A 16,461-nucleotide genomic window follows, 5' to 3' on the forward strand; every position below is an offset into this window, starting at 1 on the left:
TGCACGCGTTCGGGGCGCTGTCTCAGGCTGCTGCCCGTCTGCTCAACCCCACCATTCTTATGGAACTTTCCCCCGACCAACTGAAACGCTACGACGAGGAGGGCTTTTTGTTTCTCCCCTCGGTCTTCGCCGCGCAGGAAGTTGACGCGTTGCGGGCCGCCACCGGTGACCTGGCTGCCATCGATCACCCCAGCCGCGTGCTGGAAAAAGATGAACAGACGGTGCGAGCCCTCCATGGCTGCCACCTCTACAGCGACACCATGGGGCGGCTCACGCGGCTGCCGCGCATGTTGCGTCCGGCGGAGCAGATCCTCGGCGACCCGGCCTACGTCTACCAGTTCAAGATCAACTTCAAGGCGGCCTTCGGGGGCGACGTGTGGAAGTGGCACCAGGACTACATTTTCTGGGCCAAGGGTGACGGCATGCAGCGGCCGGATTGCGTCAATGTGATGCTCTTTCTCGACGAGGTGACGGAATTCAACGGCCCCTTGATGCTCATCCCGGGTTCCCATCGTCACGGTTTGGTCGATGTCGCCCCGGCGGGCAGCGGCGGCTGGAAGGACAATGTGAGCGCGGACCTCACGTATTCACTTTCTCGCGACGTCATTGCCGGCATGGTGCGGGAGGCGGGCATCGTCGCCCCCAAGGGCCCGCGGGGCAGCGTGCTGGTGTTTCACCCCAATCTGGCGCACGGCTCGACCCCCAACCTGTCGCCGTGGGACCGGACCATGATGATCGTCACCTACAACAGCGTGAACAATGTCCCGGTGCCGGTCGGTCCGCCCCGGCCCGACTTTTTGGTGAGCACGGACACCCGTCCGCTGCAGGTCACGGAGGAGGCGCTCGTCGCGTGACGCGGCGCCCGTCCTTAGATTTTCGATACCGGCGGCTGTCGCGACTGGCCCGCCGTCCCGGCGCCCCGATATCCGCATGACGACGGACCGGCAGGCTTTGTTGCGCGCCCGGCTGGCGCAGAAGGGGGTCGCGCTGCAACCGGCCACTGGCGCGGGCCCTGCGCTGACACCGCGCCCGGCCGGCGCCGCGCCGGTGATGTCCTTTGCCCAGGAACGGCTGTGGTTCGTGCAACAACTGCAACCGACCAACACCGCCTATCACCTGGGCGAGGTGTTTGCGCTGCGCGGTCCCCTTGATGAAGCCGCGCTGCGGCGGGCATTCGCCGATGTGGTGGCTCGCCATGAGGTGCTGCGAACGAGCTTTCGGGAGGTGGACGGGAAGGGGAGCTGCGTGATCGCGAGCGCGGACGATGGCTCGGTGCTGCAGGCCGCGGATATCAGCCAGCTGCCGCCGGCCGCGCAGGAGGAGACGGTGGCGGCCCAGGCGGATGAACTGCTCGCCACTCCGTTTGACCTCAGCCGTCCGCCGCTGCTGCGGGCCCGGTTGCTGCGGTTGGCGGCGGAGGATCACCGGCTGATTTTTTTTGTGCATCACATCGCGTTCGACGGTTGGTCGATTGACGTGCTCGTGCGGGAGCTCGGCGCGCGCTACACCGGCGCGGTCCTGCCGCCGCTGAAGCTGCACTACGCCGACTACGCGCAGTGGCAGCGTGAGCGGGCCTGGCAGCCGGAGTGGCAGGAAGCGTTGACCCGGTGGACCGAGCGTCTCGCCGGCACGCCGGTGCTCAACCTGCCAACGGATCACCCGCGGCCGGCGGCACTCACGGGGCGGGGAAGCGTGCATCGCTTCGCAGTGCCGGCCGCGCTCGCCGCCGCCCTGCGGAAACTGGCGCAAGACGAGGGCGCCACGACCTTCATGGTCCTGTTGGCGGCGTGGCAGACGTTCCTGGGGCGCTACGCGGGGCAGACTGATTTTGCCGTGGGTTCCCCGGTGGCCAACCGACCGGAGACCGCGCTCGAAGATTTGATCGGTTTCTTCGTCAACATGGTCGCGCTGCGCACCGATCAAAGCGATGATCCCGACTTTCGCACCTATCTGCGTCGCACCGCGGTGAATGCGCGGGACGTGTTTGCCGATCAGGAAACACCGTTTGAACAGATCGTCGACCGGCTCCAACTGCGCCGTGATCCCTCGCGCCATCCCGTCTTCCAGGTCGGCTTTTCGTTTCAGAATGAACCGAGTGCGCCGGTGAAATTGGCCGGTCTGAACCTGACCACGGTGCCGAGTCCGGTGACGGCGGCGAAGTTTGATGTCCTGTTGGCCGTGACCGACGACCCGCGGGGCGGTCCGCTCACGGCTTTGCTGGAGTTTTCCACCGAGCTCTTTGCGCCCACGACCATGGCGCTTTGGGCGGAGAATCTGCTCACCCTGCTGGGCGGCATCGTGGTCGCCCCGGAGACGGCCTTGTCGCGTTTGCCGTTGGTGTCGGCGGCGGAGCGCGCCTCGTGGCCGCCCGCCCCCGTCGCCCGGGCGGAGCCGGCGGGGCGCGATACGCTGGTGGCCTGGTTCAATGCCACGGCGGCGGCCCAGCCCGATCGGGTGGCGGTGACGGATCAAGCCCACTCCCTGACCTACGGGGAACTCGCCGCGCGCTCCGATCAACTGGCGTATTCACTCCTTGGTGACGGCGTGGGGGCGGACCGGCTGGTGGCCATTGCGATGGAGCGTTCGGTGCACGTGCTGGTGGCCATCCTCGGCACGCTCAAAGCGGGCGGGGCCTACCTGCCGATCGACCCCGCCTACCCGGCGGACCGGCAGGAGTTCATGCTGCGGGACGCGGCGGCGGTGGTGCTGCTCACGGATCGGACTTTGCGCGATCGGGTGGCGGTGCCGGCGGAGTTGCCGGTGCGCGTGATCGATGCCGACTGGGATGTGATCGCCGCCACCGACCCGGTCGATCTGCCGGTGACCGCGGCGGAGGACACGGCCTATGTGATCTACACCTCGGGTTCGACCGGTCGACCCAAGGGCGTGCCGGTTACGCATCGTAATGTCACGCGCCTGTTCACGCAGACCGATCACTGGTTCGGATTCGGACCGGACGACGTGTGGACCTTGTTCCACTCCTTCGCCTTCGACTTTTCGGTTTGGGAGATCTGGGGCGCGCTGCTTTATGGCGGGCGCCTGGTGGTGGTGCCCTTCACGGTCAGTCGGGCGGTCGATCGATTCCATCGCTTGTTGGTCGACGAACGGGTGACGGTGCTGAGCCAGACGCCGTCGGCGTTTCGACAACTCGTCGCCCACGAGGAGTCGGCCGGCAACGCGCCGGCCGCACTGGCCCTGCGCTGGGTGGTGTTTGGCGGCGAGGCGCTCGATCTGCCGATGTTGGCGCCGTGGGTGGCGCGTCATGGCGACCGAGAGCCGCGTCTCGTCAACATGTATGGCATCACCGAGACGACGGTGCATGTCACCTACCGCGAGCTGACGGCGGCGGACATTGCGGCGGGCAAGGGCAGTGTGATTGGCGAACCGATTCCCGACCTCACCGTGCACCTGCTCGATGCGCATTTGCAGCCGGTGCCGCGCGGCGTGGCCGGCGAGATCGTGGTCGGTGGTGCTGGCTTGGCACGGGGTTATCTCAATCGACCGGAGCTGACGGCGGAGCGCTTTGTCGCTCATCCCCTGGCGGGATCGGGTGGCCGCCTTTATCGCTCGGGTGATTCCGCGCGGCGACTGGCCAACGGTGATCTCGAATACCTCGGGCGGATCGATTTTCAGGTCAAGGTGCGCGGCTTCCGCATCGAGCTCGGTGAGATCGAATCGGCACTTTCCCGCCATGATGCGATTCGTGGCGCGGTGGTGTTGGCTCAACGGGCGGACGATGGCGAAACGCGACTCGCCGCCTGGCTGGTCGCGGCCGGCTCGACCCGACCGTCCCTGGAGGCCCTGCGCACGCACCTGAAGGCATTCCTGCCCGACTACATGGTGCCGGCGAGCTTCACCTGGTTGGAGGCCTTCCCGCTCACCCCCAATGGCAAGGTCGACCGCACCGCCTTGCCGCAGCTCGCGGGCGAGCGCGCGGCCACCGCCGGTGAAGTCGTGGCGCCAGCGACGCCGCGCGAGCAGGTGCTCGTTGAGGTTTGGGCCGGCGTGCTGGGCGCGGATACGGTTGGCGTCACCGACAACTTTTTTGCCTTGGGCGGTGATTCCATTCGCAGCATCGAAGTGCGCTCGGCGACGCGGAAACGCGGCTTCGACTTTCCGCTGCAGGCGCTGTTCCAGCATCAGACGGTGCGGGAGCTGGCGGTGGTGCTGGAGCCGCTCACGACCACCGCGACCGTAGCGCCGGGCGCGTTTGCCCTGCTCGAGGCGGCGGACCGCGCCCGCTTGCCGGCTGAGGTGGTCGATGCCTATCCGTTGAGTGCCTTGCAGGCCGGCATGTTGTTTCACGCCGAGCTGCATCCGGAGGCGCCGGTCTACCACGATCTCTTTTCCTACCACTTGCGGATGGCTTGGTCGGAGGACGCGCTGCGGGCGGCGCTGGATGCGGTCACCGCGCGCCACGCCATCCTGCGCACCTCGCTGCATCCGCAGGGATTCAGTGAACCCGTGCAATGCGTGCATGCGACCGGCCAGGTGCCGTTGCAGGTTTTTGATTTGCGCGCCCAAATGGCAGCGGAGCAGGAGCAGTCGCTGGCGACCTATCGCGAGGCGCAAAAGGCGGCGCGCTTCGACTGGACCCGGGCCCCCTTGCTGCGGGTGGCGGTGCACCGGCGGTCTGACGCGACCGTGCAGGTCACGCTCACGCTGCATCACGCGATTCTGGATGGATGGAGCCTGTCTTCACTGCTGGCGGAGCTTTTCACCGACTACGCCGAGCGGGTGGCCGGCCGCATTGGGCCCACCGGTGCGCCGCCGCCGGCATTTCGCGATTTCATCGCGCTCGAACGGGAGGTGTTGGCGTCGGCCGCGAGCCGGGCGTTTTGGTTGAGCGAGCTGGAGGATCCGCCGGCCGCGCGTTTGCCGCGACGGACCGGCCGCGCCAGCGCCGAGGTGCCTGCTCAGGACGCGGTCTTTCACACCTGGACCGGAGACACGCTGCGCCCGCTGCGGGCACTCGCGGCTCAAGCCGGGGTGGGCCTCAAACACCTCCTGCTGGCTGCTCACGCCAAGGTCGTGGCGCACCATGCTGGAGCACGCGAGGTGGTCACCGGCGTCATCACCAACGGTCGACCGGAAGACGATGGCGCGACCGCAACCCTTGGCCTCTTTTTGAACACAGTGCCTTACCGCCTGCCGGTGGCTCCGGGCACCTGGACCGATCTGCTGCAAGCCGCGCTGGCGACCGAGCAGCGTTTGCTGCCGCATCGCCGCATGCCCCTGTTCGAACTGCAAAAAGCCACCGGGCGAGCTGCGCTGTTTGAGACCTCGTTCAACTACATCAATTTTCACGTGCTCGACGCGATCCGCGCGCGCACGGACTTGGAGGTGCTGGAGGCGGAGTTTTTCGACCAAAACAGCTTTGCCTACTTCGCCCAGTTCAGCGGTGACCACCTGAATGACCAACTGGAGTTGGAGCTGCGGTTTGATCCGGCCGAGTTCACCCGCGAGCAGGTGGCGGATTTTGTCGCAGCCTACGATCGGGTGTTTGCCGCCATGGCCACGGAGGGCGCCGCGCAGGCGCGCCACGAAATCGCGTCCTACCTGAGCCCGGCGGAGTTCACGCAAGTGGTGCACACCGCCAACGCCGCGCCGCTGCCGTCGGGGGGCACGCCGCGTCTGCAAGATGGGTTTCTAGCGCAAGCCGTTCGTCAGCCCGATGCGGTGGCTTTGATCGCCGGGGCGACCCGCGTGACCTATGGCGAGTTGCTGACGCGGGTGCGAGCCGGCGCCGCCCATCTGCGGGCGCAGGGCGTTGGGCCGGAGCACTTGGTCGGGGTCTGCCTGGAGCGTGGCGTCGACCTGGTGGCCTCCCTGCTGGCGGTGCTGGAGGCGGGCGCCGCCTACGTGCCGCTCGATCCCTCCTACCCGGCGGAACGCGTGGCCTTCATGTGCGAAGACGCGCGTGTGGCGGTGCTGATCAGCCGGCCGGCTTTGGCGGAGCGTTTGCCGGCCGGGCTGTGGACCCTGGTCGAACCCACGACCTTGTTCGCGCCGCCCGCCCCGGGTTCGGCGGCGGTGCCCGCGGACCCGGCGAATCTCGCCTACCTCATCTACACCTCCGGTTCAACCGGCCGCCCGAAGGCGACCGCGATCGAGCACCGTCAGGCCGCCGCGCTGGTCGCGTGGGCGCGGGCGGAGTTCACGGCCGATGACCTGACGGGCGTGCTGTTTGCGACCTCGGTCTGTTTTGACCTCTCGGTGTTCGAGCTCTTTGTGCCGCTCGCGGTGGGTGGAACCGTGATCGTGGCTGACAACGCCTTGGCCTTGTCCGAGCTGCCGGAGCGCGACGCCGTGACGCTGGTCAACACCGTGCCCTCTGCGGCGGCGGAGCTTGTGCGGCAAGGCGCGTTCCCGCGAAACGTGCGCGTGGTCAATCTCGCCGGGGAACCGCTGAGTGCCGCGCTGGCCGATCGTATTTACGAAACGACTACGGCGTCCCGGGTGTGTGATCTTTACGGCCCTTCGGAGGACACGACCTATTCGACTTGGACGACACGCGAGCGCGGCGGGCCGGAGACGATCGGCCGCGTCCTCCCGGGATCGCAGCTCTACCTCTTGGATGACGACCTGCAGCCGGTGCCGATCGGCGCAGTGGGTGAAATCTATCTCGGTGGAACCAAGGTGGCCCGCGGTTATCTGGGCCGTCCCGATCTCACGGCGGAACGGTTCCTGCCGGACCCCTTTGCCGCCACGCCAGGCGCGCGGTTCTATCGCACGGGCGACTTGGCGCGGCGGCGTGCCGATGGTCGTCTCGAGTTCCTCGGCCGGCGGGATCAGCAGGTGAAGCTGCGCGGCTTCCGCATCGAGCTGGGCGAAATCAAGGCCGTGCTCGAGCAGCACCCGGAGGTGAAGGAGGCCGCGGTTCTGGCGCGCGACGACGCGCCGGGCGGTGGCAAGCGCTTGGTGGCCTATGTCGCCGGTGCGGGGTGGGGCGGCAGTGCCGGTTGGGAGACGCCCTTGCGGGGGTGGTTGAGCGAACGCCTGCCGGAGTATTTTGTGCCGGCCGTGTTTGTGGCGCTGGAGCAATTGCCGCTCACGCCCAACGGCAAGCTGGACCGCAAAGCCTTGCCCGCGCCGCCGGACCCGACCGATCAAATCGCCGACCCGGCGTCCGCACCCCGCACCGAACTCGAAGCGCAACTGGCGCAGATTTGGGCCGACGTGCTCAAGGTCCCGCAGGTCGGGGTGCACGACAACTACTTCGCTCTGGGCGGTGATTCGATCCAGGTGCTGCAGTTGGTTTCGCGAGCGCGTGAAGCCGGCTTGGGGCTGTCGCCCCGCGCGGTGTTCGAGCGCCCCACCGTGGCGGAGTTGGCGCGCGGACTCGAGAGCGCCGCGCCGGCGACGGCGGCGACGCAACCGGTCGAGGACTTGGCGGGTGACCTTGAACTGACCCCGATTCAGCGGTGGTTCTTCGCTCAACACTTTGCCGATGCGCATCACTGGAATCAGACCGTGCTGCTGGAGGCGCGCGAGGCGATGGACCCGACGCGCCTGGAAAGGGCCCTGCGCCAAGTGGTCGCGCATCATCCGCTGCTGCGGGCGCGTTTCCAATGTGGTGAGGACGGCGCGTGGGTTGCCCGGGTGGCCCCGCCTGATGAGTCCGCGTTCGCGTTTCAGGTCGTGCCGTTTGCGGAGGCGAGCGAGATCAGCGCCGTGTGCGCGGCTGAACAGCGTCGCCTCGATCTCGCGGCGGGACCGTTGATGCGGGCGGTGTGGTTTGCGCCGCGGGGACCGGGGGCGGGTCGCCTCTTTATCGTGATCCATCACCTCGTGGTGGATGGGGTGTCGTGGCGGGTGTTGCTGGCCGACCTGCTTGCGGCCTATCGTGGCGCGGCAACGCTGCCGCCGGTCACTCGGTCGGCGTCGGGTTGGGCGCGCCACCTGCATGGTCTGCTCGACTCGTCCGCCTTGGCGGCCGAAGCCAAGCATTGGCAGACCCTCGCCGCCGCGCCGGTGTCGGCCCTGCCGCGTGATTTTCCCGGGGGCGCGAACACCGCGGACACCACGGCGACGGTCAAGGTGGAGCTGACGGCCGCAGAGACCCAGACGTTGTTGCGGGAGGCGCTGGGCGCCTACCGCTGCCAGATCAACGACCTGCTGCTGACGGCGCTCGCCCTGGCGCTGCGCGACTGGACCGGTGCCGCGGCCCACACCGTGAACCTGGAGGGCCATGGTCGCGAAAATCTGGATACGGATATCGATTTGTCGCGCAGCGTGGGCTGGTTTACCGCACTCTATCCGCAACGGCTCGATCTCGCCGGGGTGGATGTCACGGCGCCGGCCGCGGCGGTGCCGGCGATCGCGGCGCAGCTGGCGGCGGTGCCGCGCCGTGGACTCGGTTATGGCATCGGGCGGTGGTTGGCTTCGCCGCCACGCTGGGAGGTGCCGGCGGCGGAGTTGTGTTTCAATTACCTCGGGCAGTTCGACGACCTCGTGTCGGCCGACGCGCCGTTTGGTCCGGCGGCCGAGGACGTGGGGCCGCAGGTCGCGCCGGCGAGCGAGCGCGCTCACCTGATCGACGTGGCGGGTTTGGTGGCCGACGGCACGCTGCGTTTTGAGTGGCTCTACGGCAGCGCGCTGCACCGACCCGAAACCATCGCGGCGGTGGCGGAAGGTTTTCTGCGCCACTTGCGCGCGCTGCTGGCCGCGGCAAGCGAGGGCAGCGCGAAGGCGGTGGCGCCGACGGGAACGGGGGCGAACGCAGCGCGCTTCGATCTGGCTGACCTCTCCGATGATGATCTCGACGAGGCGATCGAGGAGATTGAGTTTTAACGACCGGCGACGGAACCATGGCAAAATCGGACATCGAGGATATCTATCCCCTGACCCCGCTCCAGGAGGGCATGTTGTATCATGCCCTGCTCACGCCGGGCGATGCCGCTTACCATGACCAGTTCAGCGCGGTGCTGCGCGGTCCGCTTGCGGTCGAACACCTGGTCGCCGCCTGGCAGGCGGTGGCGCGCAACCATGCGATCTTTCGCACGGCTTTTGCCTGGAAGTCCGGCAAGGCGCCGTTGCAGGTGGTCGGTCGGCAGGCGGCGACGCCGGTGGAGCAAGTGGACTGGCGGGGGGTGGCGGAGTCCGAACAACGCCAACGGCGGGCAGCGTTGATTCGCGATGACGCGGCGCGGGGCTTCGATCCGGCCAAAGCGCCGCTGACCCGCCTGACCCTGGCGCGTTTGGCGGATGACGCGTGGTTCCTGCTTTGGAGCCGGCATCATCTGCTGCTCGACGGTTGGAGTGTGGCGCACGTGTTGCGCGAGTGGCTCGAGGCTTACGCGGCGTTGCAGGCCGGCCAAGCGGTGCCGCCGACCCGGGCGCGGCCGTTTCGGGATTATTTGGCGTGGCTGAAGCGACAGGACACGGTCCGCGCCGAAGCCTATTGGCGGGCGGAGTTGGGGGACTTCTCCGATCCCACGCCGCTCGGGCTGGCGCTGCCGACGGGTCGGAACGGGGCGGACCGGCACGCCGAACGCACGCTGACGTTGACGGGAGAGGAAAGCGCGGCGCTCCAGCAACTCGCGCGCGACGCCCGTGTCACCTTGGCCACCGTGTTTCAAGGCGCGTGGGCCTTGCTGCTGGCGCGCTTCTCCGGCGAGCGCGATGTGGTTTTTGGCCACACGGTTTCCGGTCGGCCGCCGACGCTGGAGCGGGCCGATTCGATGGTGGGTCTCTTCATCAACACGCTCCCATTGCGCGCCCGGCTGACGCCCGGTCAGGCATTGGGGGAGTGGTTGCAGGGCCTGCAAAGCCGGGTGATGGCGGCACGGGAGTTTGAGCACACGCCGCTGGTGCAGATTCAGGGCTGGTCCGAGGTGCCGCGGGATCGGTCCTTGTTTGAGACGCTGCTGGTGTTTGAGAACTATCCGGTGGAGGAGGCCATGGCCGGGGCGGCCGGCGCCCTGCAGGTGGAGGAGGCGCACAGCCATGAGCGCACCCATTACCCGGCGACCCTGATCGTGGCTCCGGGGGAGCAGGTTTCGCTGCTGTTCCTGCACGATCGTAACCGGATACCGGATACCTTGGCGGAGCGTTGGCTGGCCTACCTGCGTCAGTTGCTGCGCGCGATGGCGCCGGCGGTGGCGCAACCGTTGGGAACCCTGCATGGCCTGGACGCGGCGGATTGGGATGCATTGGTGCGGGCGCCGAATGAGACCGCGCTCGCGCATGATCGTGCGGCGACCTTGAGCTCCTCGTTTGCCGCGCAGGTGGCGCGCACACCGGCCGCAATCGCGGTGCGGGACGGAGCCGCGCGTCTCAGCTACGCCGAGCTCGCGACCAAGGCGGCAGCGGTGGCGGCGCGACTGCGCGCCCTGGGAGTGGGGCCGGAGGACTGTGTCGGCGTGTGTCTGCCGCGAGGCGCGGACCTCGTGGTCGGTTTGCTGGGCGTGCTGGCCGCCGGCGCGGCCTACGTGCCGCTGGACCCCACCTATCCGACCGAGCGGCTGGGGTTCATGTTTACGGATGCTAAGCTCGTGGCGGTGGTCACCGGCGGCGGGGCCCCAAGCGTGTTGCCGGAGCATGAGGTTCCGATGGTCGATCTGGGCGAACTGGAGGTCGCCGCGGATGCCGCCTTGGAACTGGCACCGGTCGATCCGGCGAACCTGGCTTACTTGATTTACACCTCCGGCTCGACCGGTCGGCCGAAGGCCACGGCAATCGAGCACCGGCAGGCGGTGGCCCTCGTGCACTGGGCGCAGGCCAGCTTTTCCGCGGAGGCGTTGCGCGGGGTGCTGTTCTCCACCTCGGTCTGTTTCGACCTGTCGGTGTTTGAGCTCTTCGTCACCTTGTCGAGCGGTGGCACGGTCATCGTGGCCGAGAACGCCCTGGTTTTGCCCGATCTGCCGGCCCGCGACGAGGTCACCTTGCTCAACACGGTGCCGTCCGCCGCGGCGGAACTGGTCCGCCAGGAGGCACTGCCGGCAAACCTGGCCACCATCAACCTGGCGGGCGAGCCTCTGACGGCGGACCTGGCTGATCGGCTCTACGCCTTGGCGGGCGTGCGGGAGGTGAATGACCTCTACGGTCCGTCCGAGGACACCACCTATTCAACTCACGCCCGCCGCGAACCGGGTGGGGCCGCGACCATCGGCCGGGTGATCGCCAACTCTCAACTTTATCTCGTCGACGCCGATCTGCACCCGGTGCCGGACGGCGCGGTGGGCGAGATCGTGCTGGCGGGCGAAGGGGTCGCCCGGGGCTATCTGGGCCGGCCCGATCTGACGGCGGATCGCTTCGTGCCCAACCCGTTTGCGACCTTGCCCGGCGACCGCCTTTACCGCACGGGCGACCTCGCGCGGCGCCGACCGGACGGCCAACTCGATTTCCTGGGGCGTTCGGATCATCAGGTGAAGATTCGGGGGTTCCGGATCGAGTTGGGTGAAATCCAAGCGCGTTTGGAGCAGCACCCGGCGGTGTCGGAAGCCGCGGTGTTGGCGCGGGATCATACTCAACGCGGCAAATACATCGTGGCCTTTGTGGTGGCCGCCGCTGATCAAACGGTATCCATTCCTACCCTACAGGAATGGGTGCGTGCGACGATGCCGGTGCACATGACGCCTAGTCGCTGGCACGCCTTGCCCAGTCTGCCGCGCACGCCCAACGGCAAACTGGATCGGCGCGCCTTACCGGTCGACACCGAGACGGAGTCCGCTCCGAGCGCGGCGCCGCCGGCCGCGCTCGATCCAATGTCCGAGATTGTGCGCGGGATCTGGGCGGAGGTGCTGGGCGTCGCGACTGTCGGGCCGGAGGACAATTTCTTCGATCTTGGCGGTCATTCGCTGCTCGCGACCCAGGTCGTCGCCCGGGTGCGCACTGCGGTCGGCGCCGACTGCACGCTCCGCCTGTTGTTTGATCATCCCACCGTGAGGTCGTTCGCAACGGCGGTGCGGCTTCTGCGCGATCAGTCGGCGGACGCCGCCGAGCCCGCGGCCGAGCTGGTGCCGGCGGCCGGGGAGCCGGTGATTTCGCCCGCCCAGCAACGCCTCTGGGTGTTGGCGCGTTTGAGTGACGCGGGCTCGACCTATCATCTGCCGGCGGTGCTGGAAGCGCGCGGCGTCTTGGATCGGGAGAACCTGATCGCGGCTCTCGACGCGGTGGTCGCCCGGCATGAAAGTCTGCGCACGGTGTTCCCGCCGCAGGATGATCGGGTGACGGTGCGGGTTTTGCCCGAGCTGACGGTGCCGTGGCGGGAGATCAACCTGCCGCCGGGGCCGGAGGCGGACATGGAGCAGGCGGCCCGACGCGAAGCGGTGAGGGAGGTGGAGCGCCCCTTCGATCTGGAGCATGGCCCCTTGCTGCGGGCGGCTCTGATTACGTTTTCGCCGGAGCGCCATTGGGTGGTGTTCACCGTGCATCATCTGGTGACCGACGGTTGGTCCGAAGCCGTGCTGGTGCGCGAGCTCGGGCAGCATCTCGCCGGGCAAGCGCTGCCGCCGTTGGTCTGGCGCTACCGGGACTATGCGCGTTGGCAACAACAGCGCCTGGCGGCCGAAGCGGCCCGGAGCCGGCTCCAAGCGTGGGCCGACGAACTGGCAGGGATGCCCGCGTTGGAATTGCCGACCGATCGTTCGCGGCCCGCCACGCAGACTTACCGCGGAGGGATGGTGCGGCAGGATCTCGACGCGGCGACGACAGCCCGAGTCGAGACCCTCGCGGGGGCCGAGGGCGTGACCCCCTACATGGTGTTGCTGGCCGCGTGGCAAGTGTGGTTGTGGCGGCACAGTGGCCAGACGGATTTTGGCGTGGGCACGCCGGTGGCCGGCCGGACTCGCGCGGAGTGGGAGCCCTTGATTGGCCTCTTCGTCAACACCCTGGTGCTGCGGTCCGATGTCGCGCCGGAACTGACGGTTCGTGAGTTGCTCCGGCGGGTGCGGAGCCGGACGCTGCGGGCCCACGATCGGCAGGACACGCCCTTTGAACGCGTGGTCGAAGCGGTGCAGCCGGCGCGCGACCCGAGTCGCTCGCCGCTCTTCCAGGTGATGTTCAGCCTGCAAAACACCCCGAAGGCCACCCTGACCTGGGGCGGAGTGGAACTGACGCCGATCGCGCAGCCGGTGACGACGGCGAAGTTTGATCTGACCCTGACGATCGGCGCGGCGGCCGATGCGAGGATGTCGCTGAATCTTGAATACAACCGGGACCTGTTCGACGAGACGACCGCCGCCGCGTTCCTCGCCCGGTATGCGGTGTTGGTGGGCGCGTTGGTGGGGCAACCCAAGGCGCCCCTGAAGACCTTGCCGTGGATGACTCCGACCGAAACCACCGCGGTGATGACCTGGAGTCGGGGGCGACCCGCGCCGGCCGAAAACCCACTGGGGTGGACGCGGCTGGAGGAGCGCGCGCGACGCCACCCGGACGCTCCGGCGGTGAGTCAGGGCACGACGGTGTGGACCTACACCGAGTTACTTCAACGGGCGGCGGGACTGGCGGACACGCTGCGGTCCGCGGGCATCGGGCCGGGCGCGGCCATTGGCGTGTGCGGCGAACGGGAACCTGCCTTGGTGGCGGCGATGCTGGCCTGCTGGGGCGTGCGCGCGGCCTACGTCCCGCTCGATCCGGCGAATCCGGACGCACGGCTGCGGGCCCTTGTGACGACGCACGGCCTGAACGCGGTGCTCACGGCGCCGACCTTGCGCGCGCGGTGGGACGAAGGGGTGGACGTGCCGGTGTTGACGTGGGAAACCGCGCCAGGCGCGCAGCCCGAAGTGCCGCCGTTGTCCATCGACGGATTGGCGGCGAGTGATGTCGCCTACGTGCTCTTCACCTCGGGGTCGACGGGCGAACCCAAGGGCGTGGCGGTGTCGCAGGGCGCGCTGGCGCAGCACCTGAACTGGTTTGTCGAAGCCTACGCGGTGACGCCGTCCGACGTGGTGCTGCAGAAAACCCCCTTCACCTTTGACGCGTCCGTGTGGGAATTTTGGGTGCCCCTGATGGCGGGCGGACGACTCGAACTTGCACCGCCGCAGGCGCAACGCGACCCCGCGCAACTGCTGGCGGTGGCGCAGGCGGCCGGTGCCACCCTGCTGCAGGCGGTGCCAACCTTGTGGGAACAACTGGTGGCGGCGCCGGGCTTTGCCGCCACCCGAACCCTGCGGCATCTGTTCGCCGGTGGCGAAGTGCTGACGGCGGCGCTGCGCGACCGTTTGTCGCGCGCGTTGCCCGTGCCGCTGACCAACCTTTACGGCCCGACCGAAGCGACGATTCAGTGCGCCACGTGGACTTGTGGCGAGGCCGACGGCGCGGGTGAAACGATTCCGTTGGGCCGCCCCGTGCCGGGCACCCGCCTCTGGGTGTTGGACGCGACGGGTGCGCCGGTTGCTCCGGGAGTTGTCGGCGAACTGCATGTGGCGGGCGGGCAGTTGGCCGACGGATATTGGCGGCGACCGGATCTGACCGCGGAACGATTCAAAGCCGCGGATGCGGATATCGAAGCGGGAGGCCGTTGGTATGCCACCGGCGATCTGGTGCGGTGGCGCCCGGACGGTGTCCTCGAATACGTGGGGCGCTCCGACGATCAGGTAAAAGTGCGGGGTTTCCGCGTGGAGCTTGGCGAAGTCGAAGCGGCGCTGGCGGCTCACCCCGGGGTGAGTGCGGCGGCGGTGGTGCTGCGCGAAGGACGTCTTTGGGGTTACGTGGCGTGGCCGGACGCCCCGGTGGATTGGGAAAAGCAATTGCGGCGCGATTTGAACGCCCGATTGGCGGCCTACATGGTGCCGGCCCGACTGGGGCGGGTGGAGGCTTGGCCCTTGCTGCCGAGCGGCAAAATCGACCGGGCGGCACTGCCAAACTTGATCGATGCACCCGGTGCGGCGGTGCCGACGGGAGCCGCCCCGACGGGCGAAGTGGAGCCGGTGCTCGCCGCGTTGTGGCGCGACTTGCTCGGGGTCGCGACGGTCGGCCGCGAGGACAACTTTTTCGCGCTCGGCGGCGACTCGATCATCGCGTTGCAGGTGGCCGCCCGGGCGGCCCGCGCGGGCGTGCAGGTGCCGGCCCAGGCGGTGTTTGCCCATCCCACGCTGGCGGAGCTCGCGGCGGTTTGCACGGCTGCGACGACCACGGTCGAGGCGGAGGCGGACGCGACGCCGGTGCTGACCCCCGCGCAACGTTGGTTCTTCGAACTCGGCCTGGCTCAGCCGGCGCATTGGAATCAATCGGTGCTGCTCGAAACGCCGGCGGGCCTGGACAGCACGCGTCTTGAACAGGCGCTGATGGCGGTGGCGTCGCGGCATGACGTGTTGCGCAATCGGTATCAACAAAATGGTGACACCTGGACGGTGATGCCGGAGCCTGGCGCGGAAGCGGCCCAGTTTTCGATCGCGGAGTTGGCGGATCTCGCCTCGGCCTGCGAACAGGCTCAGGCCGGGCTGGATCTGGCGACGGGACCCTTGTTGCGAGCGGTGCATTTCGTCGGTGCTCCGGGAGGGGCGGGACGTCTGCTGCTCGTGGCCCACCATTTGGTGATCGACGGGGTGTCGTGGCGGATCTTGTTGGGCGAATTGAGCCGCGCCTACGCCGGCGAGACACTGCCGGCGCCAACCACGCGGTGGAGTGCGTGGACGCGGGCCTTGGCCGCGGAGGATCGGTCGGCGGAACGAGCGTATTGGACGGCGCGGCCGGCGGCGCGGCCCTTGCCGCGGGACCTGAGTGATGTCTCGACCGAGCGGGGGCTTTGCGCCGACGAGCGGGAGGTGGAGTGCCGGTTGACGACCGCGGAAACGGCGGCGCTGCTGCGCGATGCCGGACAGGCCTACGGGACGCGGATCAACGACCTGTTGCTCACTGCTTGGGCGCGCGCGATGGGGGAGTGGACCGGCTGGAACGAGCAGAGCGTGATGCTGGAAGGCCATGGTCGCGAGGAGCTCGCGACGACAGTGGCGCCTGCGGATGCATTGGGCTGGTTCACGGCCCTTTATCCGGTGTCGCTGCGGGCCCCGGAGGACGCGACGGATACCGGGGCCTGGATCAAGACGGTGAAGGAGCAACTGCGGGCGGTGCCGGCGCGGGGCCTGGGCTACGGTTTGCTTCGTTATGGGGACGATGCCGCGGGGCGGGAAACGCTGATGGCGCTCGCCGAACCGGAGTTTGCCTTCAACTATCTGGGGCAGGTCGACGTCGGCACGGCGGAAGCGCCGGATGATTTTCCAGGGGCGCGCGAATCCCGCGGTCCCGACCGGGCGCCACAAAACGTCCGTCCCTTCCTGTTGGAGGTGAACGCGGCGGTCACCGGGGGGGAGTTGCGGGTGGTTTGGTCCTACAGTGTGGCGCATCACCGGCCGGCCACCATTGAGGATCTGGCGGCGCGTTTTGCGGCGGGTTTGCGTGAACTCATCACCCACTGCACCGGCGGCACCGCGGGTGGATTCACCGCTTCCGATTTCACTGCTGAGGACGTCAGCCAGAGCGACCTCGACAAGCTCTTTGACCGGCTGCAATGAACAA

General features: G+C 68.3%; 3 protein-coding genes. All 3 read left to right on the top strand.

What is annotated here, in order from left to right:
* The first annotated feature begins 59 nt into the window (after positions 1 to 59).
* The 3 genes from AC0MRV_RS11095 (at position 60) to AC0MRV_RS11105 (ending at position 16,457) form a co-directional block, all read left to right on the top strand.
* Positions 60 to 854 carry a phytanoyl-CoA dioxygenase family protein gene (locus AC0MRV_RS11095; protein ID WP_472764536.1) on the top strand — a complete coding sequence of 265 codons (795 nt, stop codon included), beginning with the start codon at positions 60 to 62 and terminating at the stop codon, positions 852 to 854.
* A gap of 76 nt (positions 855 to 930) precedes the next feature.
* Positions 931 to 8,793, top strand: coding sequence for an amino acid adenylation domain-containing protein (locus tag AC0MRV_RS11100; RefSeq protein ID WP_472764537.1), 7,863 nt, complete (start codon positions 931 to 933; stop codon positions 8,791 to 8,793).
* Between the two features lie 17 nt (positions 8,794 to 8,810).
* A complete protein-coding gene (locus AC0MRV_RS11105; RefSeq protein ID WP_472764538.1) occupies positions 8,811 to 16,457 on the top strand; it encodes an amino acid adenylation domain-containing protein in 7,647 nt (2,548 codons plus the stop codon).
* Positions 16,458 to 16,461 lie beyond the last annotated feature (4 nt).

This window comes from Actomonas spartinae, from assembly GCF_051209155.1.
Classification (GTDB): domain Bacteria; phylum Verrucomicrobiota; class Verrucomicrobiia; order Opitutales; family Opitutaceae; genus Actomonas.